This is a genomic window from Pseudomonas tremae (assembly GCF_023278125.1).
In the GTDB taxonomy this organism is placed as follows: Bacteria; Pseudomonadota; Gammaproteobacteria; order Pseudomonadales; family Pseudomonadaceae; genus Aquipseudomonas; species Aquipseudomonas tremae.
In genome coordinates this window covers 2,271,709-2,295,264 of record NZ_CP066270.1, presented here as the reverse complement: position 1 = coordinate 2,295,264, position 23,556 = coordinate 2,271,709, and the positions used below count along the sequence as shown (strand labels likewise).

Genomic DNA, 23,556 nt, shown 5'->3' with positions numbered 1-23,556 from the left:
TTTGCTCGTCAATCGCCCTCAAGGCAGCTTGGCACCCAGTTGTTTCCACATCTTCTGGGTGATCTTGCGGCGGTTGCTGTAACCCGCCCACGGGTCGTCCTTGAGCTGATTCAGACGCGCTTCAAGATTGTTGATGTCCCACTGCGCAGACGACGTCAGCCCGGCCAGCTCATCCAGCGCAATCGGCACCGAAACCGGCAAGCCTGGCCGGGCGCGTACCGAATAGGCGGTGACCGTGCTGCCGCCTCGACTGTTGCGCAGGTAGTCGATGAAGATTTTCCCAACCCGGTTCTTCGGCCCCATCGTGGCAGTAAAGCGCTCGGGCAACTGGCGGCTGACAAACTCGGCGATAGCTTTTGAGAACGCTTTGACAGTGTCCCAGTCAGCCTGGCGTGCCAATGGCACGATGATGTGCATGCCTTTGCCACCGCTGGTCTTGAGGAAGGCCTCGAGCCCGAGCTCTTCCAGCACCGCCAGAACCATCTGCGTGGCTTCGATCATGCTGCGCCAAGGCAACGCAGGGTCAGGGTCAAGGTCCAGCACGAAATGATCGGGGGTCTCGATCCTGTTGTGTGTCGCGGCCCACGTGTGCAGCTCGATGGTGCCCATTTGCACTGCACCGACCAGCGCCTCGGGCGAATCGATTTCCATCAGGGCAGCGTGGCCGGGGTCGAGGGTGCGATCCAGTTGCCGGATGTGCGGGATGGCCAGGTGTTCGGCGTGTTTTTGAAAAAACTGCTCGCCGTCGATGCCTTCCGGACAACGCAACAGGGCCACCGGACGCTTGTTCAGGTGCGGCAGAATCCACTCGGCAATGGACTGGTAAAACTGCGCAAGCTCAACCTTCTTCGTGCCGGTCTTGCTGTCGATAACACGATCCGGATGGCTGATACCTGTGCCCGCCACGTCCACCCTGCCCTTGGCAGCTTTTTTTCCGATGCGTGGCGCAGTGGATGCAGCCTTGGTGTGATCGGCGACCTTCGCCGGCTGCGCCTCTTCGCGCACCACGTCGCTGGCTGGCTTGTCACTGCGCAAACCGATAAAAGCGGCCTGACGCAATATACCCTCACGCGTCCACTGAGCGAATTCAACTTCACAGACCTGCTGCGGCTCCACCCATTGCACCCCGCGCGCCTGCGCCGAGCTCAGCTTGCTGCCCAGTGGCGAACCTTCGCGCTGCAGCGGTTGCAGCTTTTTCTGCAACTGCTTCAGGGTTTGCTCAGTAAAACCGGTGCCTACACGCCCGGCGTATACCATACCCTGTTTATCGTCGTTGACTGCCAGCAGCAAAGCGCCGAACGCCGAGCGACTGCCCTGTGGCGCGGTATAGCCAACGATCACGAACTCCTGACGCAAGCGGCATTTGAGCTTGATCCAGTCGGCATTGCGCTTGCCGACATACGCACTGCCGGCACGCTTGCCAATCACGCCCTCAAGCCCCATCGCGGCGGCGCTGGCCACAATGTCCTGATGCCCGGCCTGAAAGTCATCCGAGTAACGCAACAAGCGGCTGCGCTGGCTATCGAGCACTTGTTTCAGCGCATCACGACGCTGCTCCAGCGGCAACTCGCGCAAGTCTTCGCCACTCAGAAACGGCATGTCGAAAAGGTAATACAGGATCTTTTTACTATGCCCTTCGTCGAAGGCATTCTGCAGGCCTTGAAAGTCAGGCAGCCCTTCCTCGTCCAGAACCACAGCCTCACCATCGAACCAGCTGTCCTGCAACTTTAAGGCACCGAGCGCCTTGACCAGCTCTGGCAGACGCTCGGTCCAGTCGTTGCCGTTACGGGTGAACAAATGCACTTCACCCTTCTGGATTCGCGTCAACATGCGGTAGCCGTCGAACTTGATCTCGTACAGCCATTCACCTGCAGGCGGGGCGTCCACCAATGTCGCAAGCTGGGGAGAAAGCGCGTCCGGGAAAACCGTTTTCGATTTGACTGGTTTCTTCTTCGTTGCGGCCTTCGGTGCAGCAGCCTTGGCTTTACCTTTCGCAGGGTCAGGCGTTGAACGGGCTGCCCCGACATGCGCGCCGCTGATCACGCTTTGCGGTTGCTCCTGTGTAATGTCGTACTCGTCAGCAGGGCGGGCGATCGCGTCCTTTTCCTTGATCAGTAGCCATTGCTCCTTGCTGCCGCTGCCCTTGAGGCGAGTGCGCACCAAGGCCCATTCGCCAGTGAGCTTTTCACCGACCAGCGTGAATTTGAGTTTGCCTTCCGAATAGGTCTTTTGCGGATCGCCATGGGGCTGCCAGATGCCCCTGTCCCAGACGATGACGTCACCTCCGCCATATTGACCTTTTGGAATGCTGCCCTCGAAACCTGCGTAATCCAGCGGGTGATCTTCGACATGCACAGCCAGACGCTTTTGCTTCGGATCCAGACTCGGACCTTTAGGCACCGCCCAGCTTTTGAGCGTGCCATCCAGCTCCAGTCGAAAGTCATAGTGCAGGTTGCGCGCGTCATGTTTTTGAATCACGAAACTCAGCGCGCCGGACTTGGTCTTGCCTTTGCGCTGGCTCTCGGCGGGTTCAGAGGTAACGTCAAAATTGCGCTTGCGCGTGTACTCACTGGCTGGCTTGGCCATGGCCGGTGTTCTCCCTATGGATCAAGAGGCTTTTGACTCAAGAGGCTTTGCTGGTCTTTTTGCGCGCAGCGGGCCGCTTGGGTCTGGGTTCATCCTTGGCAGCAGGCTTGTCAGCGGCTTTCGTCGAAGGCTTGCCTGTTCTGGCCTTGCCTGCCCCGCCCTTGCCCGCCAGGCTGCGGCGCAGCAGGTCGGTGAGATCGATCACGTCAGCACTCTTGCGCTCTTCTTCGGCCGGATCAGTCTCGACATCCTCGATCTTGCCTTCACTGGCCTTGGTCTCAACCAGTTTCATGATCTTGTCCTGGAACGTGTCACGGTACTTTTCAGGTTCCCAGTCGGCACTCATGTCCTTGACCAGTCGCTTGGCCATGTCACGTTCACTCTTGTTCAACTGCGCGTCAGTTACCGCCTCGCCCAGTTCCAGTGCGTCAAGCTCACGCACATCGGCGGGCCAGCGCAGGATAACCATGACCAGTGCCGACTCCAGCGGCACCACCGCTGCCAGGTGCTCGCGGGTGTGCAGCACGACGTTGGCCAGTGCGACTTTTTTGGTATCGATCAGGGTTTCGCGTAACAGCGCGTAGACCTTCTCGCCGCGCTTGTCAGGGGTCAGAAAATAGGGCGTGTCGATGTTTTGTAACGGAATCTGCTGGCTGTCGACAAAAGCGAAGATATCGATGGTCTGGGTCGACTTGGGGTGCGAGGAACGAATTTCCTGCTCGCTGAGCACCACGTAACGGTCCTTCTCGTACAGCACGCCCTTGACGATATTTTCCTTGGTGACTTCCTTACCCGTGACCTTGTTGATCCGTTTGTAGCCGACCGGCTCCATGCTGCGCTTGTCGAGCCAGTCAAAGTCAACGCTGTTTGACGTGGTCGCGGAAACCAGTGCCACGGGGATGTGTACCAGCCCGAAGCTGATCGCGCCTTTCCAGATTGCCCTTGCCATGGTCTGACTCCTGATGATCGTCAACAGGTGACCGGGCAGGCCGAGTAAAAGTTTCGACAGCCTGACGAGCGCTTTTGCAACCGCATATGAAGACCTTTTGCCCCACACACGCAGAGCAGAACAATACACATATTCTTTTAGGATCTAAAAATATGGTTTAACGTTCTTTTACGGAATAAACCAGACGTTCTATAAATGGCTCACCTCGTACGCTGTTGGCGGGTTGTCTATGACGCAACAGCGGGTCCCGTCAGCGCTGATCGCTGATCACTCCCAAGGATTTGTCATGAACGTTTTCTGGTTTCTTCCGACTCACGGCGACGGCCATTATCTGGGCACGACGAAGGGCGCACGTCCGGTCACGCTCAACTACCTCAAGCAGGTGGCACAGGCCGCCGACGATCTGGGCTATTACGGGGTATTGATCCCTACCGGCCGCTCCTGCGAGGACTCGTGGGTGATCGCTTCTGCACTGGTGCCATTGACTGAGCGTTTGAAGTACCTGGTGGCGATCCGCCCCGGCATCATCTCCCCTACCGTCTCGGCACGCATGGCTGCCACGCTGGATCGGCTTTCCGGCGGCCGCCTGTTGATCAACGTAGTGACTGGTGGCGATCCCGACGAAAATCGTGGCGATGGCAGCTTTCTCGACCACAGCGAGCGCTATGAAGTCACTGATGAGTTTCTGCAAATCTGGCGTCGCGTGCTGCAAGGCGAAGCTGTCGACTTTGAAGGCAAGCATTTGCGCGTGCAAAACGCCAAAGCGCTTTATCCGCCCATTCAGAAGCCCTACCCACCGCTGTATTTCGGAGGCTCTTCTAACGCGGCACACGATCTGGCTGCCGATCAGGTGGACGTCTACCTGACCTGGGGCGAGCCTCCCGCAGCCGTTGCCCAAAAGCTGGCCGATATACGTGAGCGTGCAGCGCGCAAGGGTCGTATCGTGAAGTTCGGCATTCGCCTGCATGTCATCGTGCGCGAAACCAGCGAAGAGGCCTGGAAAGCCGCCAGTACCCTGATAGAACACATCAGCGATGACACCATCGCCGCTGCGCAGAAATCTTTCTCGCGCTTCGATTCAGAAGGCCAGCGGCGCATGGCCGCCCTGCACGACGGGCGTCGCGACAATCTGGAAATCGCCCCCAACCTGTGGGCAGGCGTCGGCCTGGTTCGCGGTGGCGCAGGCACAGCGCTGGTCGGCAACCCGCAGGAAGTGGCTGAACGCATCAAGGAATACGCAGACCTGGGCATCGAAAGCTTCATTTTTTCGGGCTATCCGCATCTGGAAGAAGCCTACCGCTTTGCCGAACTGGTCTTCCCGCTGCTGCCTGAACCTTACGCCAGCCTGGCCGGGCGCGGCATCACCAATCTGACAGGGCCGTTCGGCGAAATGATCGCCAACGATCTGCCCCCGCAGGCCAAGTGATGTCAGGGCAACTGCTGACCCTACCCCACTCGCCTGCACTGGCGACATCGATCAGAGCCACCGCGCAGGTTTTCGAAGACCCCAGGTCCAAAGCCTTGCTGGCCCACGTGCGTCAGGTTGCGCCCAGTGACGCGAGCGTACTGATCATCGGAGAAACCGGTACAGGCAAGGAATTGGTTGCAAGGCATGTGCATGAGTTGAGCGCCCGCCGCGACAAGCCGTTTGTGGCAGTCAACTGCGGTGCGTTCTCCGAGAACCTGATCGAGGCCGAGTTGTTCGGCCATGAGAAAGGCGCTTTCACCGGAGCGATCAGCGCCAAGGCTGGCTGGTTCGAAGAGGCTAACGGCGGCACGCTGTTTCTCGATGAAATCGGCGACCTGCCCATGACCTTGCAGGTCAAACTGCTGCGCGTGCTTCAGGAGCGCGAAGTGGTCCGACTGGGCTCGCGCAAGAGTATTGCGATCGATGTGCGGGTTCTGGCAGCCACCAATGTGCAGTTGGAAAAGGCCATCAACGCCGGGCATTTCCGCGAAGACCTTTATTACCGACTGGACGTGGTCAACCTGGAATTGAGCCCGCTGCGCGAACGTCCCGGCGACATCCTGCCGCTGGTCCGGCATTTCATCGACGTCTACAGCCAGCGACTGCGGCACGCCCCGGTGCGGGTCAGCGCCGAAGCCGAGCACAAGCTCAAGACCTACAGTTGGCCAGGCAATATCCGTGAACTGGAGAACGTCATTCACCACACGCTGCTGGTCTGCCGTGATGGCGTCATCCAGCGTGATGACCTGCGCATGTCCAACCTGCGGATCGAGCGGTCTGACGAACAGAACCCATCGGACGAGTCCGCCGAGCAGTTGCTCAACCGCGCATTTCAAAAGCTGTTCGAGGAACAGGCCGGGGCACTGCACGAGAAGGTCGAGGACACATTGCTGAGAGCGGCTTACCGCTTCTGCCATCACAATCAGGTTCACACTGCCAGCCTGCTGGGCCTGACACGCAACGTCACTCGCACCCGGCTGATCAGAATCGGCGAACTGGCGGTCAACAAACGCAGACCGGGCGAGAACGTACAGGGTGACAGGATGTTGCATTTGTCGGTGTGAAACGGCGTCTAGCGCTCGTGTTCGCTGCTTGTCCGGCCTTGTGGCCTCAGCGTTTCAGCTAGGCCAGACGCAGCGCCAGCGCCTTGGCCTGAATAGCCACGTCGGTCACTGCGGTGCTTTCCCACCACATGCCGCGCAACGGCGGCCCCATGGCGAACAGGCATGGGGAGCGTTGGCCTTGTGCGTCGAGCACCGCGCCATCGACGTCGGCGGCGATACCCAACGCCAATGGTCCGGGCTGGATCAGCCCGCGGGCCAGCAACTGGCGGGGCAACGGGCGGTCAACACGGCGCCAGTCGTACTGAATGCCGGTGGAGTTGATCAAGGCATCCCCCACGATATGGGTAGTCTCACTGTAGCCACGCCGACGTACGCTGATCTGCACCTCATCTGAAACCAGGCGTTCAACACCTTGCAACGAAGCTGCAGCGATACTCAGCCGCCCCTGCTTGACCAGTCGCGCCAGCAAGGCTGCACCCAGCGGTGGTGAACGATGGTGGTGGCTTTCCCACCACGGTCGCACATGGCGCACAAACTGACGTCGCTGCCTGTCGGTGGCTTGACTCCACAGCCTGCCGACGTTGGCGCGCACGGTGTCCAGCGGGGCCTGCCAGTCAATAGCGCTTTCGATGGCCAGTTCACATTGCTCGCGTACCTTGCGCAACAGTTGCAACGGGCTGCGAATGCCCGGGTTTTGCGCCAGAAAGTCAGCCCACTCCGGGGGTTGACGACGCACGTGCGGCAACAAGCCGTGACGGGAAAATACCTGAATCGGCCCGCGATGCCCGGACTTCTCCAGAGAAACCACCGCATCGACCATCGTCAGCCCGGAGCCGATGATCAAGACCCTGGCATGAGGCTCGAGCTGACGCATGACGCTCACATCCCAAGGGTCCAGCGCTGCAGCATTCAGCCCGTCCGACTCGCGCTGCGGTGTACGTGATGCGGCGTACATGCCGGTCGCCAGCACAGCCTGGTTGCCAAGCAGCTCACGACCGTCGGCCAGCGTAACGCGCGCGCCTTGCTCATTGATCTGGATGTCCACCGCCTCCACCTGTACGTGCTCGACCGTCGAGCCAACGGCTTTGCCAGCGGCACAAGCTTCGCGCAAGCGCTGCTGTGCATAGAGCCCGAACACACCGCGCGGCGGGAACAGTTCGGCAACCGGTACTTTTTGCTCTGCCGCTTCAGGCCAGCCGCCTTCGGCCAGATAACCCGTCAGCCACTGGGTCAGGTCATCCGGGTTGTCAGGGTCGACACTCATGCGTGCCGCGTTGCCATTGAGCGTATGCCCTTGCTCTGTAGCGCTGTAAGCCTCGCCCCTGCCCAGCTCGCTGCGGGTTTCGATGATCCGGATGCGCCGCCGGCCCGGCCTGCGCACTAACTGCGCGGCCAGCAGGGTGCCGCTCAAACCGCCACCAATGATAAGAATGTCAGCGCTCCGGTCAGGGTTGTCAGTCATCGAACAGCGCCTCGGCAGGTTGCAGAAAGGGGGTAATAAAAAATCTCAGAGCACCACGTTACGCACAAAGCGCAGGGTCATGCCTGCTTCATTGCAGTAACGATGCGGCTGATTGCTGGGAAACATGAAGAACTCGCCCGGGCCGATTTGCTGTTCGGCAACAGGCTCGGAAAAACGCAGCGTCAAATGCCCTTCCACGACATAGACCTGCTCGCTCCAGCCATCGGGATCGGCTTCAGAAGCGTAGGCGTCGCCGGGTTCCAGGCAGAATTCCCATAGTTCGACCTCGCGACGTGCCACCGCCTTGGCAAGCAGCACCGCCTTGCTGCCGACAATCGCACCCGCCCAGGCGAGTTCGTTGATACGGCTGTGATCGCGGTTTTCAGGGGCCTGAATCAGGTCGCTGAACGCCACTTCCAGCGCCTCGGCCACTCGGTCCAGGGTCGCCAGGCTGACATTTTTCTCGCCCGCCTCGATCGCCACCAGCATGCGGCGGCTGACCCCCGACTTGTCGGCCAGAGCCGTCTGACTGAGGTCTGCGGCGTTACGCAAACGCCGTACATTCTGGCTCACGTGCTGCAGCACGGGCGGGCGCCCGGAATTTTCTTTGTGCATGGTAGTGCTCACATCAAACCGTTGCGCATTATACTGCCCACTTCGAGGACGCTCCTGGCGTACTCATCTTTACGTCGCATTCATCGTCGCCACAGCGCAATTCACAGGAGCCCGGAGCTGACATGAAGTCTATCAGTCGCATACCCCGTATCAGCAAGGCAGAGGCCGTTCTGATCCTGATCACCATGCTCTGGGGAGGCACGTTTCTGCTAGTGCAGCATGCCATGACGGTCAGCGGGCCGATGTTTTTCGTCGGGCTTCGCTTTGCCGCTGCGGCGCTCATCGTAGCGCTGTTTTCAATCAAGGTGCTGCGCGGATTGACCTTTCTTGAGCTCAGGGCCGGTGTTTTCATCGGCACCGCGATCATGCTCGGTTATGGCCTGCAAACTGTAGGACTGCAGACCATCCCCAGCAGCCAGTCCGCATTCATCACGGCACTGTACGTGCCGTGCGTGCCGCTGTTGCAATGGCTGGTGCTGGGGCAACGGCCTGGGCTGATGCCAACTTTGGGCATCATCCTCGCCTTCCTTGGCCTGATGCTGGTGTCAGGACCGCAAGGTGCTTCCCTGAATCTGAGCACCGGCGAGATTGTGACGCTGATCAGCACCGTGGCCATCGCCGCCGAAATCATCATGATCAGCGCCTATGCTGGCAAAGTCGACGTGCGCAGGGTCACCGTCGTGCAACTGGCAACGGCTTCTATCCTGGCGTTTCTGATGATCGTGCCTACCCAGGAACCTCTGCCGGAGTTCTCATGGTTACTGACAGCCAGCGCGGTCGGGCTGGGCGCAATGAGCGCGGCCATCCAGATCGCCATGAACTGGGCACAGAAGAGCGTCTCGCCCACGCGCGCAACGGTCATCTATGCAGGTGAACCGGTGTGGGCCGGTATTGTCGGAAGACTGGCTGGTGAGCGCCTGCCAGGCATTGCCCTGCTGGGGGCGGCACTGATCGTGATCGGGGTGATCGTCAGCGAAATGAAACGTCGCCCCGTCTCCGATGAGCAGGCAGGCCTCAACGAAAAAGGCGCACGGGCCGCCGAATGACTGGTACGTAATGCTTGCTGCCACGCACACTGGTTGCAGCAGCCCGGTGAAGACGTGAAATCAGCAGACACTTTTTGTAGGAAATTTCGGAAACCCTTTCTTTGGTATCGGGATGTCTGGCACGTATGATGCTTGACATTCCCCTGCAGATTAGAAGCCTATGTCCCTGATAGTTCTACTGCTTCTGCCTTTTATCGGCAGCTGTCTGGCGGCCTTTTTGCCGCATAACGCGCGTAACGCAGAATCTCTCCTGGCCGGCGCAGTTGCCTTGATCGGCGCTGTTCAGATGGCGTTGTGGTTCCCGCAGATTGCCGACGGCGGCGTTATACGCGAGGAGTATTTTTGGCTGCCAAGTCTGGGAATGAACTTTGTTTTACGCATCGACGGCTTCGCCTGGCTGTTCTCGATGCTGGTGCTGGGCATCGGTGCACTGGTCTCGCTTTACGCACGCTATTACATGTCGCCCGACGACCCGGTACCGCGCTTCTTCGCATTTTTCCTGGCATTCATGGGCGCCATGCTCGGCCTGGTGATGTCCGGCAACCTGATTCAGATCGTATTTTTCTGGGAGCTGACCAGCCTGTTCTCGTTCCTGCTGATCGGCTACTGGCACCATCGCGCCGACGCTCGACGCGGCGCCTACATGGCACTGATGGTCACAGGCGCGGGCGGCCTTGCGCTGCTGGCAGGCATGATGATTCTCGGGCATGTGGCGGGCAGCTATGACCTGGACCGCGTATTGGCCTCCGGTGAGGTGATCCGCGCCCACGCCCTTTACCCTGTGTTGCTGACCCTGATCCTGATTGGCGCGCTGACTAAAAGCGCTCAGTTCCCGTTCCATTTCTGGCTGCCGCACGCCATGGCCGCGCCGACGCCGGTTTCGGCCTATCTGCACTCGGCGACCATGGTCAAGGCAGGGGTCTTTCTCATGGCGCGGATGTGGCCCGCGCTGTCCGGCACCGAGCAGTGGTTCTGGATTGTCAGCGGTGCGGGTGCCTGCACACTGATACTGGGCGCCTACGCCGCGATTTTTCAGAATGACCTTAAAGGCTTGCTGGCCTACTCGACCATCAGCCACCTCGGCCTGATCACCCTGCTGTTGGGCCTGAATAGCCCGCTGGCGGCAGTCGCCGCGGTATTTCACATTCTCAATCACGCCACCTTCAAGGCCTCGTTGTTCATGGCCGCCGGCATCATCGATCATGAAAGCGGAACCCGGGATATCCGCCGTCTCAGCGGGCTGGTGAAGCTGCTGCCCTATACCGCGACCCTGGCGATGGTCGCCAGCGCGTCGATGGCTGGCGTGCCATTGCTCAACGGGTTCCTGTCCAAGGAAATGTTCTTCGCCGAAACCGTATTCATCTCGGCCACCGCCTGGGTAGAAATCGCGCTCCCCGTGATCGCGACCATCGCCGGGATATTCAGTGTGGCCTATTCGTTGCGTTTCACCGTCGACGTGTTTTTCGGACCGGCAGCCAAGGATCTGCCGCACTTGCCGCATGAACCGCCGCGCTGGATGCGCGCGCCCGTCGAGTTGTTGGTGCTGACGTGTCTGGTGGTGGGTATTTTCCCCGCGCAGTCGGTTGCCCCATTGCTGGCAGCGGCTGCGCGCCCGGTGGTCGGCGGGACGTTGCCCGAGTACAGCCTGGCGATATGGCATGGCTGGAACCTGCCGATGGTGATGAGTCTGGTCGCGATGGCTGGCGGTATCATTCTGTATCTATTGCTGCGCAAGCCACTAAAACAGGAGCGCATCACTGCCCCGCCGCTGGTGGGACGACTCAACGGCAAGCGTTTCTTCGAGCGCAGCCAGGTGGTGATGATGCACTGGGCAAGGCGCTTCGAGCGCAAAGTCAGCACTCGCCGCTTGCAGCCTCAGCTGTTTCTACTGGTGCTGGCCGCAGTACTGGGCGGCTTCATTCCGATGTACTTCAGTGGCCTGACCTGGGGCGACCGACCGAAAATTCCGGGCTCCGGGGTGTTTGTCACCTTATGGCTGATCGCAATTGCCTGCGCGATAGGCGCTGCATGGCAAGGTAAATATCACCGCCTGGCGGCATTGGTCATGGTCAGCGTCTGCGGGCTGATGACCTGCATCACCTTCGTCTGGTTCTCGGCCCCTGACCTGGCGCTGACCCAATTGGCGGTAGAAGTGGTGACCACCGTGCTGATTCTGCTCGGCCTGCGCTGGCTGCCGCGCCGCAATGAAGATGTCGCCCCCCTCAGCGCCCGTCTGCGTGCTCGCACAAGGCGGTTCCGCGACTTCGGGCTGGCGGTTCTGGTCGGCCTGGGGATGGCGACGCTTTCCTATGCCATGCTGACCCGTCAGACGCCCAACGCCATCTCGTCCTTTTACCTGAGCCGCGCGCTGCCCCAGGGCGGCGGTAGCAACGTCGTCAACGTCATGCTGGTGGACTTCCGTGGCTTCGACACGTTCGGCGAAATAACCGTGCTGGGGGCGGTCGCGCTGACCGTATTCGCTCTGCTGCGACGCTTCCGTCCACCGAAGGAAAGCATTCTGCTGCCTGCACAGCAGCGCCTGCTGGCTCGCGACGTGGTGACTGATCTGGTCAACCCGCGTGGTGCCAGTGACACCGCGCTTGGCTTCATGATGGTTCCGGCAGCCCTGGTAAGGTTGCTGTTGCCGATTGCTTTCATCATTTCGATGTACCTGTTCATTCGCGGTCATAATCAGCCGGGCGGCGGTTTTGTGGCAGGTCTGGTGATGTCGGTGGCATTCATTCTGCAATACATGGTCGCCGGTACTCAGTGGGTCGAGGCGCAGATGAGCCTGCGACCGTTACGCTGGATGGGCACCGGTCTGCTCTGTGCCGTATTGACCGGGGCCGGTTCGATGGTGCTGGGCTATCCCTTCATGACCACCCATACCGCGCATGTCGATTTATCGATTCTGGGTGACATCCACATCGCCAGCGCGCTGTTCTTCGACGTCGGCGTATATGCCGTGGTGGTCGGGTCGACGCTGCTGATTCTCACCGCGCTGGCCCACCAGTCGGTGCGCAGCCATCGTCCGACTCAACTGCCCAAGCCTGTTGCCAACCCGCAAGGAGTCCTCTGATGGAAGAAGTCATTGCAACCGCCATCGGCGTGCTGGCCGCCTCGGGTGTCTGGCTGATTCTGCGCCCGCGGACCTTTCAGGTGGTCATGGGGCTGTGTCTGCTGTCCTACGGCGTCAATCTGTTCATCTTCAGCATGGGCAGCCTGTTCATTGGCAGAGAGCCGATCATCAAGGACGGCATTCCGCAGGACCTGCTCAATTACACTGACCCACTGCCGCAAGCGCTGGTATTGACGGCCATCGTGATCAGTTTCGCCATGACGGCTTTGTTTCTGGTGGTATTGCTGGCCTCCAGGGGCCTGACCGGCACCGACCATGTAGATGGCCGGGAGCCCAAGGCATGAGCTGGATCAATCAACTGATCATCGCGCCGATTCTGCTGCCGCTGCTGACGGCCGGATTGATGCTCTGGCTGGGCGAAAAGCATCGGCCGCTCAAGGGACGCATCAATCTGTTTTCCAGCATGCTCGGGCTGGGCATCTCGGTGGTGCTGTTTTTCTGGGTGCAACAGACCGGCAGCAGCGGTTCCATCGGCGTCTACCTGCCGGGCAACTGGGGCGTTCCCTTCGGCATAGTGCTGGTAGTCGATCACCTGTCGGCCTTGATGCTGGTACTGACCGGCATCGTCGGCGTCTGCGCCCTGCTGTTCGCGCTGGCACGCTGGGACCGGGCCGGTGCCAGCTTTCATGCACTGTTCCAGATTCAGCTAATGGGCCTGTACGGCGCATTCCTGACAGCCGACCTGTTCAATCTGTTCGTGTTTTTCGAGGTGCTGCTCGCAGCCTCCTATGGCCTGATGCTGCACGGCTCCGGTCGGGCGAGAGTGTCCACCGGCCTGCACTACATTTCGATCAACCTGCTGGCTTCGTCGCTATTCCTGATCGGTGCCGCGCTGATCTACGGGGTAACCGGTACGCTCAACTTCGCCGACCTTGCGATCAAGATTCCGCAGGTATCGAAAGCCGATCTGGGACTGCTGCACGCAGGCGCCGCCATTCTGGCCACGGCCTTTCTCGCCAAGGCGGGCATGTGGCCACTGAACTTCTGGCTGGTCCCGGCCTACTCTGCCGCCAGCGCGCCGGTAGCGGCGATGTTTGCGATCATGACAAAAGTAGGCATCTACACCCTGCTGCGACTATGGACGCTGCTGTTTTCCGGCCAGGCGGGCGCATCTGCATTCTTTGGTGGCGAGTGGCTGATATACGGCGGCATGGCGACGATTTTCACCGCAGCCATCGCGATCATTGCAGCCCAGCGCCTGGAGCGGCTCGCCAGCCTGAGCATTCTGGTATCGGCAGGCATACTTTTGTCGGCCATCGGTTTTGCGCAGCCAAGCCTGACATCGGGCGCCCTGTTCTATCTGGTCAGCTCGACCTTGGCGCTGAGCGCGATGTTTTTGCTGGGCGAACTGATCGAACGTTCTCGTTCGGCCAACGAGATCCCGCTGGAAGATGACCTGGATCAGCTGCCACGCACTCTCGAATCACTGCATCCACCGCCCGGCACCAACCTGGATGACGAGCAGAAAGCCGTGATAGGTCAGGTGATCCCCATGACAATGGCGTTCCTGGGCCTGAGCTTCATCGCTTGCGCCCTGCTGATTATCGGCATGCCGCCCTTGTCAGGGTTCATCGGCAAGCTCACCCTGCTGAGTGCCCTCATGAATCCGCTGGGGCTGGATGTCGCGCAGGATGAAGCGCTGTCGACCAAATCCTGGATGCTCATCGGCCTGCTGATCTTTTCCGGACTGGCGTCACTGATTGCATTTTCCCGACTGGGCACCCAGCGTTTCTGGACGCCTCACGAGCGCCCTTCGCCACTGCTGAGGCGCAATGAATGCCTGCCGATCATCATTCTGCTGGGCTTGTGCATCGCGCTGACCTTCAAGGCCGAGCCATTGCTGCGCTATACCCAGGATACCGCTGCTGCGCTGCATGAGCCCAAACAGTACGTGCAATCGGTACTCGCCACACGGCCGATACCAGGCCCGACCAGCCGGGAAGTGAGTTTGGAGGCGCAACCATGAAGCGTCTGCTTCCAGCCCCGATTCTCTCGCTGGCACTCTGGCTGCTGTGGCTGGTGCTGAACCTGTCGATCAGCCCTGGCCATATCTTGCTGGGCGCAGTACTGGGTTTCCTGGCACCGATCCTAATGGCGCCATTGCGACCCTTGCCGGTGCGCATCCGCAAACCAGGCACCATCCTGAGGTTTCTATGGCGGGTAGGACGGGACGTGGTCATTTCCAACTTTCAGGTCGGCCTCAGTGTGTGGCGACTCGAAGGCCGCCCGCCACGTTCGGCATTTGTACTCATCCCGCTGGAACTGCACGACGCCCACGGCCTCGCCGCGCTGGCGATGGTTACAACGGTTGTGCCCGGCACGGTCTGGTCAGAGCTGGCGCTGGATCGCAGCGTACTGCTGATGCACGTCTTCGATCTGGAGGACGAAGCGCAGTTCATCGAGCACTTCAAGACCACCTATGAGCGGCCGTTGATGGAGATTTTCCAATGAGTGCATTGCTCGACAACGCGATTCTGATCAGCCTGCTGATCTTTGCCCTGGCAATGGTGATCACCCTCCTGCGCCTGATCAAGGGGCCGTCAGCTCAGGATCGGGTACTGGCGCTGGACTACCTGTACATCATCGCCATGCTGATGATGCTGGTACTGGGTATCCGTTATGCCAGTGACACGTATTTCGAAGCGGCAATGCTGATTGCACTGTTCGGCTTCGTCGGCTCGTTTGCACTGGCAAAATTCCTGCTGCGCGGAGAGGTGATCGAATGACCGGACTGCCGAACACTGTGCCCTTCTGGGCTGAAATACTCACCGCCGGGCTGCTGATCGCCAGCAGCCTGTTTGCCTTGACCGGGGCGCTCGGGCTGCTGCGCCTGAAAGACTTTTTCCAGCGTATGCATCCACCGGCCCTGGCTTCGACACTGGGCGCCTGGTGCGTGGCGCTGGCCTCTATCATTTACTTCTCTGCACTGAAATCAGAGCCAGTGATTCACGCATGGCTGATTCCGGTGCTGCTGGCGATCACCGTGCCCGTAACCACCCTGCTGCTGGCGCGCACGGCATTGTTTCGCAAGCGCATGGCCGGTGACGATGTTCCTGCGGAGGTCAGCAGCGGCCTCGCCGACGGAGAGTCGAGCGGAGGCTGACCCAAGTGCCAGGCCAGTGTTACTCGCTGGCCTTGAAACTCAGTTCGCCTTTGCGCCATTTGGCGGCCTTGCCGACGGCGCCCTTCAGAAGCTTGCTCATGCCGGTCTGCAACTGCTCTTTCGCAGCAAAGACCATGAACACGGCCTGACCTTCCTTGAACACGATGCCGTGGCCTTCAGGGACGTCGACGAACGCATATTCGCCCAGTCCATACACGGTCGTCTTGATGTCGCGAAATTTCAATTCAAGCTTGCCGCCTTCACGGCTGGGCAGAACAGACGCCCGGAAGTGATCGCCGACCTTGAGTTCAAGACGCGGCTTGTCGTCGACCACCAATGCGCTTTCGGTGTCGATTTCAGCGATATAAATGCCTTCGGCTGATTGTTCGGTGATGTAGACAAAACGGGATTGAAACTGCTTGACCAACTGTGCGCGGAGGTCGCCGAGCACGAATAAAGCATGGGTATCCAGATTACTTACAGCCAAAGTACAAACCCTCAAACATGAAAACGAGACTGCCCGATATCAGAGCAGTCAAGAAAGTGATTAACCCATAGACCGCGCGGAGCGACCGGAAAGCTTCCGGCACGCTGCACGCAAGAGCGCTGGGCAGCGCTGCCGCAAATCGTGTGCAGGCGGGTGGCGGATTCTACCGGTACAGGGCGGCCACGGGATATATACCTTTTGTACACTGCAGTGTCACAGAGGCGTCGCTGCCGGTAAACCGGCAGCCAGAACACGAATAAGACGCCGGACGGGCTTCGGCCCTGACGATCAGTGCGCATCGAGCGATGCTTGAAACATATCACTTGTCGTCATGGTACAAAAGGCCATCTTTTCTACCGGTCCAAATGCATCGAACTCTTGTGTCCCTCGGTCACTCCCATAAAGAACTGATGAAAACGGGGATATCCCTCGTTGAGGAGATGACATGGAACAGACTACAACGACCATCAACGACCTGTTTGCTCAACTGGCGCTGGATTCGGACGATGAGAGCATCGAAACGTTCATCATCAGCCACCAGCTGCCTGACGACGTGAAGCTGATCGATGCGGATTTCTGGACACCGCGTCAGGCTGACTTTCTCAAAGAACAGCTGCATGAGGACGCCGAATGGGCAATCGTGGTGGACGAACTCAATGTGCGGTTGCACAAAAAGCCCGAGTAAGCCACTCGGGCGTCGGGCATTACTGCGGATAACCGGGCTGACCAACGTTGGGATGCAGTATGCGACCACCCGGTTGCGGAGCGTGAACGAAGACAGCGTCGCCGAAGGTGCCCAGTCTGCCCACCACCGCGCTCCAGTGTGCTGACTGATGTATGTAGCGCCAGCGCAATATCTGTTCTTCCTGCGTGTTCAGCCTGTAAGGGCCACCTCTTGCATAATCGATCAGCTTGAGGGCAATGCCTTCAAGCTCGGGAGGAATCTGGAATTCAGGGCCTGGCGGTATTGCATCGAACGGCACGCCTTCGTCACACGCCAGAATGTGCATGATCCTCAGCGACACGCACGCCAGATGCCCGAACACCTGGCGGTTCATGCAGACGGCTGCGGTAATCGCCCTCATGCCTTTCATCGAATGCGCACGCGGACACCCTCCGCTTTCGCGTGCCTGGACCTGCAGTGATGCCTGAGTGTCAAACGGATCGATCCACCGCTCAGGGTCCAGGTTGTCCAACTCGAGTTGCGCCTCCAGCCAGCTCGCCGCTGTTTCAGGCGGACTGCAGCGGCTTATGGTGCTGATGCGAGGCCGGGTCAGCATCACGCTTTCTTCCATCTGCGGTGGGTAACCACCGCCAATGTCGGAATGCGCGCCAGGCAGAATAATCTCCCTGGGCCATGCCGGCTGCACACTGTTGAGCGCAAAATTGCGCCGGGACTCGTCACGCGCCACCAGATGCAACACCTGCTGGGCGCATCCGGGCGGCAGGTACAGGTTCACCCGCCGGTTACTCGCATCTCTGGTATTACCCAAGTCCTTGAAGCTGCCGATTGCTGCGACCGTGTCGAACAGGCCGATCACCTTGAGCCGCACGCTGTCGTTCTTCCACGCGAACCCCTCTCCAAGACGTACTTTGCGGCTTTCAAGTATCGGGGCGAGCATACCCGCGCCCTGCTTCAGGATTTCATTGGCAAAATGCCTGGCAGAAGCTGCGCCGCGACTAAAGCCGAATACATCCAGTTCGAGCGTTTCCAACACGCAATCCGGATTGTCCCGAGGGAGTTTCTTTAACGCCGATTCCAGTTTCCTGAATGCGTTTTCGACTTTGGATATAACACCGGTCGTCCCTCGGCCAAAACTCTGTCCGGGCCATACCGAATCGCGCCCGCCAGAGGTCGTGCCAGCACCGCTGATATAGATCGGGCAGTACACCATCAGACCCGTGCCGTCATTGTCGGCCAACGCTTGTTGTCGATATAAACCGACCAGCCTGGCTATATTGCTCAACTCGTTACTGTAACTACTGCCAGGATGAACATGACGCCCTGCACACTCTTTTATGTGCTGCCCATTATTGACTTCAATCAACGCCTGGCAATCAGCCCCGATCTGACTGTTGACGCGATTGTTTCCCGTGCCATCAAAGAAAACCCCTATGCGGGCGGTCAGCCGGCGGGAAACTGCGTAGGGCGTTGGCGTTGCGGATTGAACATTCCATTCATGGTTCATAACTTTTCCGTCCGTAGAGGCAGCCCATCAAAAAGGCTGCATTTAAACCAGCTTTAAATAAAGTTGATTTAAACAGCTTGCTCAACGGCACCGAACAGTCAAGTCATACACGATCTTTTCAGAAACCCCCTACACGCCCAGTCGCTATAAACCAGCAAACGATCAATAAGTACCGACAGTTGGCGTTCAGTATCTTATAGTTGTACACGCTTTGATAAACATCTTGATCAGCCGGCCGAAACGCGTCATATATACGCCCTTACAGTCATGAACGCCCTTGCGGTTTGTAGCCCAGACGCAGGCCACCCCAATGCCGTCCCTTGACCATGATTGGCACCGAAAGATCATGCATCAGTTCGCCGGTGTCTCGGGTGTAGGTCTGCAGCAATACGGGCTGCTGATGGCTGCCGCAACGAATGCCGGTTCGATCATCAAACTTGCGCTTGCTGCGATTGCGCGCGTTGTCCACCGCCCGGTCGCCAGTCAACGGCAGGCTGAAGGCGTTGTTGTGAGTCGGCACATAGCCCTGTTGCGTACAGGCGATGGCAAACACCAGGCCTTCATGGCGGGGCAGCAAAGGTTCCTGCAGCCCCGGCAATATCTGATCGGTGTAGCGATCAAACCGCGTCGTGAAGCGGGTGGGCGAGGTATCGGGAACCGGCTTGTAGGTGCGATCGAACAAGTCATCCAGACTGACCCGTCCCTGGTCGATATCAGCTTCGAACTTTTCGCCAATGAGCCGTGCACCTTCGCGCGCCAGATCGTAGACACGCTGGTGATAGTCATCCAGGCCGATCTGGGCCAGGCGCTGACTGATGGTCTCTGCCTGGCCTTCCATCTGCACCGCGGACTTCGCCAGTTGCCGAGTCTGCTCATCACTGACCGCCAGATCGCTGCGCATGTTTTCGACGGCATCGAACAGGCTCGCCAATTGATCCTGATTGCTTCGGGCACCCTGAGCGATTTCGCTGACCTGACTCTCCACTTCGACGGCCAGACGTGCAATGTTGCCCAGATGCTGACCAGCCAGCTCGACCTGCCCGACCCCGGCGTCCAGCCCGGACGACAATTCACGAATCTGCTCGACCACCTGCGCAGTACGCTGCTGGATATCGGCCACCATCTGACCGACTTCCCCCGTAGCGCTGGCCGTGCGCCCCGCAAGCCCGCGAACCTCATCAGCCACCACCGCAAAGCCGCGCCCGTACTCGCCAGCACGAGCGGCTTCGATAGCGGCATTGAGCGCCAGCAGGTTGGTCTGGCTGGCAATCGACTGAATGACCAGCGTCACCCGCTGGATCTCTTCACTGCGCTGGCTGAGGGCCTCGATCAACTGGCGGCTGTTAATGGCACGGGTGCTCAACTGGTGCATGCGCTCGATGGACTCGTTCAGAACGCTGCTGCCCGACTCACTGCGCTGACGCGCCTCGCTGGCAGCCACCAGGGCTTGCTGGCTCAACTGCGCAGTCTGCTGTTCGGTCGCGATCATCTGATCGGCGCTGCTGACGATCTGCTCGGCAGCACTCAACTGCGACTGCACCTTGCCTGCCAGTTGGCCGACGGAAAACGCTACCTGAGCAGCCGACAGCGCGTTGTGACTGGTGGTGCGAGACAGATCGCGAGCCAGAGACACAATATCGCTGGCCCCTGCTTCGGCTTGCAAAACCGGCCTCCGCCCGCGCATCAGTCGGGGCAGCCAAACCACCAGCAGCGTTATCGGAACCACAATATAGAGAGACAGACCAGTAGCGCTCATGGCGGTCAGTAGCAGACACAGTGCAACGGTCTGCGTCGCCGGCACCCACAACCCCGATTGTGCATCAGGTGCATCGGACAGCGGCAGTCCGGCTGCCATTGAAAAGTTCTCGGCCATACTTCGTCACCCCATCGCTATTTATCGTTATGGGATCCATTAAACGCTAGATAACGGCTAAGTGCTATGCGCTGTTGGTCGTAGCGAACAGCGTGAGGCTTTCGACAAATTGCGGGCACAACAAAACCGGGAGGCAATTTCTTGCCTCCCGGTGTTTTCACTCAGCTGCGGTCGCCTGCGTATCAGGCCTGGCGCTGGTGCTTGTCGATCTGCTCGTGGCGCTCTTGCGCCTCGATGCAGTACTTGGTGGTCGGGCTGATCAGCAGACGCTTGAGGCCAATAGGCTCGCCGCTGTCATCGCACCAGCCGAATGTGTCATCGGCAATGCGCGAGAGGGCCATTTCCAGCTGAGGCAGCATGCGCTGATCGCGGTCAATTACATTGACCAGCCAGTGGCGCTCTTCTTCGACAGAAGCAGCGTCAGCCGGATCCGCAGGCGTGTCCAGGCTCTCGATGGCAATACGGCTCTGCTCGATTCGCTCGTGGATCTCGACCTTCATGCCCTGCAACAGCTCGACGAAGAAAGCGTGCTGCTCGGCGTTCATGTAGTCATCGGCCGGCATGGCCAGCAACTTTTCCTTTGTCATTTATTTCTCTATAAAAAAACGTGCATTGAGGAGCGGCTCGACGTTGCCGTGCAAGCCAATAATCTCCAAGCGCCACCTGGCACTCAATTTACGAGGGGCGGCAGTCTAAGGCCGGCTAGCGGGCTCGGCAACACAATTGAAGGGTTTTCGTACAACAATCGTACGAACCCCCCTTTAAATGCGGGTAAAAACCTTGCCGCGCACGCGCCCTGACGAGGCTCTGACCCGTGGACGACTCATCGGTTCCGGCAATATTCAAAGCAAAAAAAGGCCTGAAACAGGCCTTTTCATACAGGATCGGAGCTCAGCGCTTGGTCTTGCGCTTGTTGCGATATTGATCGATTACTACCGCCGCTACAATGATCAGGCCTTTGATAATGTCCTGAACATAGGCGTCCACGCCAACAAAAGTGAAACCGCTGGCCATCACTCCCAGAATCAGTGCGCCAATCACCGTGCCAGTGATTCTGCCCACCCCGCCAGCGAGGCTGGTGCCGCCGATGACCGCTGCGGCGATCGCATCCAGCTCATAGGACATCCCCATCCCCGCCTGTCCTGTGGCAGCACGCGCAGAAGCAACGACTCCCGCCAGTCCGGCCAGAAGCCCGGCGATGCTGTAGACAATGATCAGGTGTCGCTTGACGTTAATTCCGGAAGTCCGAGCCGCCTGCATGTTGCCGCCGATGGCATAGGTGTATTTGCCGTACTTGGTGTAGCGCAGGGCAATGTGAAAGATCACGGCGACCACCAGAAAGATAAGCACCGGCATCGCGCCCTGCCCGATGGCCGTGTAGGAATCAGAGAGCATGCTCACCGGCTGGCCTTCGGTATAGAAGCGCGCCAGGCCGCGCGCGGAGACCATCATGCCCAGCGTGGCGATGAATGGCGGGATCCCGGTAATCGCAATGATGCTGCCGTTGATCGCGCCAGCCAACAGCCCCACCCCCAGCCCGACCACCACCGGTATCCACACTGGCAGGTCGGTCAGCGACGGAAAGACTGCGCGGGTATAGTCCGAGGTTTGTGCCAGGCTCGCGGCAATCATCGCCGACAGCGCCAGCACCGAGCCGGAAGACAGATCGATGCCTGTCGTGATGATCACTTGGGTCACGCCGATGGCCAGCAACCCGATGATCGACACCTGAAGAATCATCAGTACCAGGCGCTGGGAATTGAGCAGAAAACTCTGGTCGCGGACGATCCAGCCAAACATCTCGAAAACCAGCCCGATGCCGATCAATACCAGAAAGATACTGAGCTCCGTCGGCAGACGTCGTTTGCCTCTGGCAGGCGCCAGAGCTGGTTTATTTTGCAGAATCGCGTTGCTCATGTTCGTTACCCTCTTGTTCTTCTTTTACCGAGCGCCATATCGCGAACTCAATGAACCCGATGCCCAGAGGCCAGGTGCATGACTTTTTCCTGGGTTGCCTCATTGCGATCAAGGATCCCCATCATCTCTCCCTCATGCATAACCATGACCCGGTCACTCATGCCCAGCACTTCTGGCAGCTCCGAAGAGATCATGATCACCGCCATCCCCTCGCTGGCCAGCAGCGAGATCAGCCGATAGATTTCCGCCTTGGCTCCTACGTCGATGCCGCGTGTGGGCTCGTCGAGAATCAAGACTTTGGGATTGGTCATCAGCCAGCGCGCCAGCAACGCTTTCTGCTGGTTGCCGCCGGAGAGCGTGTCGATGCACTGCTCCAGCGAAGGGGTTTTTACCCGCAGCTTCCTGCACATCTCTTCGCACAGGGTACGCAAGGCCTTTTGCTGCACGAAGCCATTGCCTGCGTAGTTGGCCAGCACCGCCATCTCCATGTTTTCCATCACCGACAGGCACGGAAACAGGCCAGTCAACTTGCGATCCTCTGTCAGCAGGGCAAACCCCAGTTCGATGGCCTGGTGCGGATCGCCAATTCGCACGGTCTTGCCCTCGAAGAGAATCTCGCCGCTGTCGGCGGGGGTTATACCGAACAAGGTCTCGGCCACATTGGTTCGTCCCGACCCCATCAGGCCGGCAATGCCAAGGATTTCACCGGCGCGCAGGTCGAAACTTACGCCCTGGAAGATGCCTTTCAAACCCAGGCCCTTGACAGAAAGCCTTACATCGCCTGCCGGCTGGTCACGCTGGGGGAACAGTTGGGTCAATTCACGACCGACCATCATCGAGATCAGGCTGTCGCCGTCCATGCTGTCGGCGCGCTGCAGTCCGATGTAGGCCCCGTCGCGAAACACGGCAACCTCATCGGCGATCTTGAACACTTCGCTCATCTTGTGAGTGATATAGATGATGCCTTTACCCTGCGAGCGCAGGTCGGCAATGATCGAAAAAAGGTGAGCCACTTCGGTTTCAGTAATGGCCGAGGTCGGCTCGTCCATGATCAGCACGTCCGAGTTGTAGGAAACCGCCTTGGCAATCTCCACCATCTGCCGCTCGGCGATGCTCAAGTTGCCAACCAGCTCTTCGGGATCAAGCTTGATGCGCAGGCGCTCCAGCAATTGGGCAGTGCAGCGGTGCATCTCCCGGTGATCGACCATGTGCAGGCTGTTGAGCTGCTCGCGGCCTATCCAGATATTCTCGGCAATACTCATGAACGGCATCAGGTTGAGCTCCTGATGGATCATGGCAATGCCGGCCTGCAGGGCCGAAAGTGGCGTTTCAAAGCTAACCCGCTTGCCACGCAAGCGGATCTCGCCCGAGTCCGGCTGGTAGATGCCAGCGATGATTTTCATCAGCGTCGACTTTCCGGCTCCGTTCTCGCCCATCAGCGCCAGCACGCTGCCAGGGCGCACTCGCAATTGCACGTCATCGAGCGCAATGACGCCGGGGAAAGCTTTGCTGATATGGCTGATTTCCAGCAGATAAGGGTGCTGGGTATCCGGCGTGGCGCCATGCACATCGATGGACGACAGGTCGCCGGACGCGGGCGGACTGACAGTGGCAGAACCGAACATGATCACAACTCCTCAAGCGGCAGCCTGCGGGAG

General features: G+C 59.3%; 21 protein-coding genes. 11 read left to right on the top strand and 10 right to left on the bottom strand.

What is annotated here, in order from left to right; translation table 11 throughout:
• Positions 1-18 precede the first annotated feature (18 nt).
• Together ligD and ku are read right to left on the bottom strand one after the other, a co-directional pair.
• Positions 19-2,586 carry a DNA ligase D gene (gene ligD / locus I9H09_RS10505; protein WP_236502289.1) on the bottom strand — a complete coding sequence of 856 codons (2,568 nt, stop codon included), beginning with the start codon at positions 2,584-2,586 and terminating at the stop codon, positions 19-21.
• Positions 2,587-2,623: 37 nt separating this feature from the next.
• On the bottom strand, positions 2,624-3,535 hold the full coding sequence (ku, locus tag I9H09_RS10500; protein WP_024670998.1) for a non-homologous end joining protein Ku: 912 nt from the start codon (positions 3,533-3,535) through the stop codon (positions 2,624-2,626).
• Between the two features lie 286 nt (positions 3,536-3,821).
• On the opposite strand from ku, the gene ssuD reads away from it, so the two are divergent.
• Together ssuD and I9H09_RS10490 are read left to right on the top strand one after the other, a co-directional pair.
• Positions 3,822-4,961: an FMNH2-dependent alkanesulfonate monooxygenase gene (ssuD, locus tag I9H09_RS10495; RefSeq protein WP_024689740.1), complete on the top strand. Its 1,140-nt coding sequence runs from the start codon at positions 3,822-3,824 to the stop codon at positions 4,959-4,961.
• On the top strand, positions 4,961-6,067 hold the full coding sequence (locus I9H09_RS10490; protein ID WP_122324751.1) for a sigma-54 interaction domain-containing protein: 1,107 nt from the start codon (positions 4,961-4,963) through the stop codon (positions 6,065-6,067). The genes ssuD and I9H09_RS10490 overlap by 1 nt, the downstream gene beginning before the upstream one ends.
• Positions 6,068-6,125: 58 nt before the next feature.
• On the opposite strand, the gene I9H09_RS10485 is transcribed toward I9H09_RS10490, so the two are convergent.
• A complete protein-coding gene (locus I9H09_RS10485) occupies positions 6,126-7,529 on the bottom strand; it encodes an FAD/NAD(P)-binding protein (RefSeq protein WP_122347076.1) in 1,404 nt (467 codons plus the stop codon).
• A gap of 45 nt (positions 7,530-7,574) precedes the next feature.
• Positions 7,575-8,144, bottom strand: a complete 570-nt coding sequence (locus I9H09_RS10480; RefSeq protein WP_024671002.1) for a helix-turn-helix domain-containing protein — start codon at positions 8,142-8,144, stop codon at positions 7,575-7,577.
• A 122-nt stretch (positions 8,145-8,266) separates the two neighbouring features.
• On the opposite strand from I9H09_RS10480, the gene I9H09_RS10475 reads away from it, so the two are divergent.
• The 7 genes from I9H09_RS10475 (at position 8,267) to I9H09_RS10445 (ending at position 15,432) form a co-directional block, all read left to right on the top strand.
• Positions 8,267-9,190, top strand: a complete 924-nt coding sequence (locus I9H09_RS10475; protein ID WP_122324750.1) for a DMT family transporter — start codon at positions 8,267-8,269, stop codon at positions 9,188-9,190.
• 160 nt (positions 9,191-9,350) lie between these two features.
• Entirely contained in the window at positions 9,351-12,269 is a 2,919-nt protein-coding gene (locus I9H09_RS10470) for a monovalent cation/H+ antiporter subunit A (RefSeq protein WP_122347075.1), read from the top strand.
• Positions 12,269-12,613 carry a Na+/H+ antiporter subunit C gene (locus tag I9H09_RS10465; protein ID WP_003380836.1) on the top strand — a complete coding sequence of 115 codons (345 nt, stop codon included), beginning with the start codon at positions 12,269-12,271 and terminating at the stop codon, positions 12,611-12,613. The genes I9H09_RS10470 and I9H09_RS10465 overlap by 1 nt, the downstream gene beginning before the upstream one ends.
• Positions 12,610-14,295: a monovalent cation/H+ antiporter subunit D gene (locus I9H09_RS10460; protein ID WP_122347074.1), complete on the top strand. Its 1,686-nt coding sequence runs from the start codon at positions 12,610-12,612 to the stop codon at positions 14,293-14,295. Before I9H09_RS10465 ends, I9H09_RS10460 begins: the two co-directional genes overlap by 4 nt.
• Positions 14,292-14,780, top strand: a complete 489-nt coding sequence (locus I9H09_RS10455) for a Na+/H+ antiporter subunit E (RefSeq protein WP_122347073.1) — start codon at positions 14,292-14,294, stop codon at positions 14,778-14,780. Before I9H09_RS10460 ends, I9H09_RS10455 begins: the two co-directional genes overlap by 4 nt.
• Positions 14,777-15,055 carry a K+/H+ antiporter subunit F gene (locus tag I9H09_RS10450; RefSeq protein WP_005890532.1) on the top strand — a complete coding sequence of 93 codons (279 nt, stop codon included), beginning with the start codon at positions 14,777-14,779 and terminating at the stop codon, positions 15,053-15,055. Before I9H09_RS10455 ends, I9H09_RS10450 begins: the two co-directional genes overlap by 4 nt.
• On the top strand, positions 15,052-15,432 hold the full coding sequence (locus I9H09_RS10445) for a Na+/H+ antiporter subunit G (RefSeq protein WP_005890530.1): 381 nt from the start codon (positions 15,052-15,054) through the stop codon (positions 15,430-15,432). The genes I9H09_RS10450 and I9H09_RS10445 overlap by 4 nt, the downstream gene beginning before the upstream one ends.
• Positions 15,433-15,451: 19 nt before the next feature.
• Here I9H09_RS10445 and I9H09_RS10440 read toward each other — a convergent pair whose 3' ends face one another.
• Positions 15,452-15,919 (bottom strand): hypothetical protein, encoded by a 468-nt coding sequence (locus I9H09_RS10440; protein ID WP_122312854.1) that lies wholly within the window; start codon positions 15,917-15,919, stop codon positions 15,452-15,454.
• Positions 15,920-16,364: 445 nt separating this feature from the next.
• Between I9H09_RS10440 and I9H09_RS10435 the strand changes: the two genes are divergently transcribed.
• Entirely contained in the window at positions 16,365-16,604 is a 240-nt protein-coding gene (locus tag I9H09_RS10435) for a DUF2789 domain-containing protein (RefSeq protein ID WP_005890525.1), read from the top strand.
• 19 nt (positions 16,605-16,623) lie between these two features.
• Here I9H09_RS10435 and I9H09_RS10430 read toward each other — a convergent pair whose 3' ends face one another.
• Positions 16,624-17,988 carry a phospholipase effector Tle1 domain-containing protein gene (locus I9H09_RS10430; protein WP_248972610.1) on the bottom strand — a complete coding sequence of 455 codons (1,365 nt, stop codon included), beginning with the start codon at positions 17,986-17,988 and terminating at the stop codon, positions 16,624-16,626.
• Between I9H09_RS10430 and I9H09_RS10425 the strand changes: the two genes are divergently transcribed.
• A complete protein-coding gene (locus I9H09_RS10425) occupies positions 17,917-18,165 on the top strand; it encodes a hypothetical protein (protein WP_248972612.1) in 249 nt (82 codons plus the stop codon). The two genes, I9H09_RS10430 and I9H09_RS10425, sit on opposite strands and share 72 nt — an antisense overlap.
• Positions 18,166-18,373: 208 nt before the next feature.
• Here the strand turns inward: I9H09_RS10425 and I9H09_RS10420 are convergent, their stop codons facing one another.
• The 4 genes from I9H09_RS10420 to I9H09_RS10405 all read right to left on the bottom strand — a co-directional run bounded on the left by I9H09_RS10420 (position 18,374) and on the right by I9H09_RS10405 (position 23,523).
• Positions 18,374-19,597, bottom strand: coding sequence for a methyl-accepting chemotaxis protein (locus I9H09_RS10420; RefSeq protein WP_413038552.1), 1,224 nt, complete (start codon positions 19,595-19,597; stop codon positions 18,374-18,376).
• Positions 19,598-20,163: 566 nt separating this feature from the next.
• On the bottom strand, positions 20,164-20,568 hold the full coding sequence (locus I9H09_RS10415; RefSeq protein ID WP_002554078.1) for a TraR/DksA family transcriptional regulator: 405 nt from the start codon (positions 20,566-20,568) through the stop codon (positions 20,164-20,166).
• Between the two features lie 304 nt (positions 20,569-20,872).
• On the bottom strand, positions 20,873-21,898 hold the full coding sequence (locus I9H09_RS10410) for an ABC transporter permease (protein ID WP_024671008.1): 1,026 nt from the start codon (positions 21,896-21,898) through the stop codon (positions 20,873-20,875).
• Positions 21,899-21,945: 47 nt separating this feature from the next.
• Positions 21,946-23,523 carry a sugar ABC transporter ATP-binding protein gene (locus I9H09_RS10405; RefSeq protein WP_122312857.1) on the bottom strand — a complete coding sequence of 526 codons (1,578 nt, stop codon included), beginning with the start codon at positions 23,521-23,523 and terminating at the stop codon, positions 21,946-21,948.
• Between the last annotated feature and the right edge of the window lie 33 nt (positions 23,524-23,556).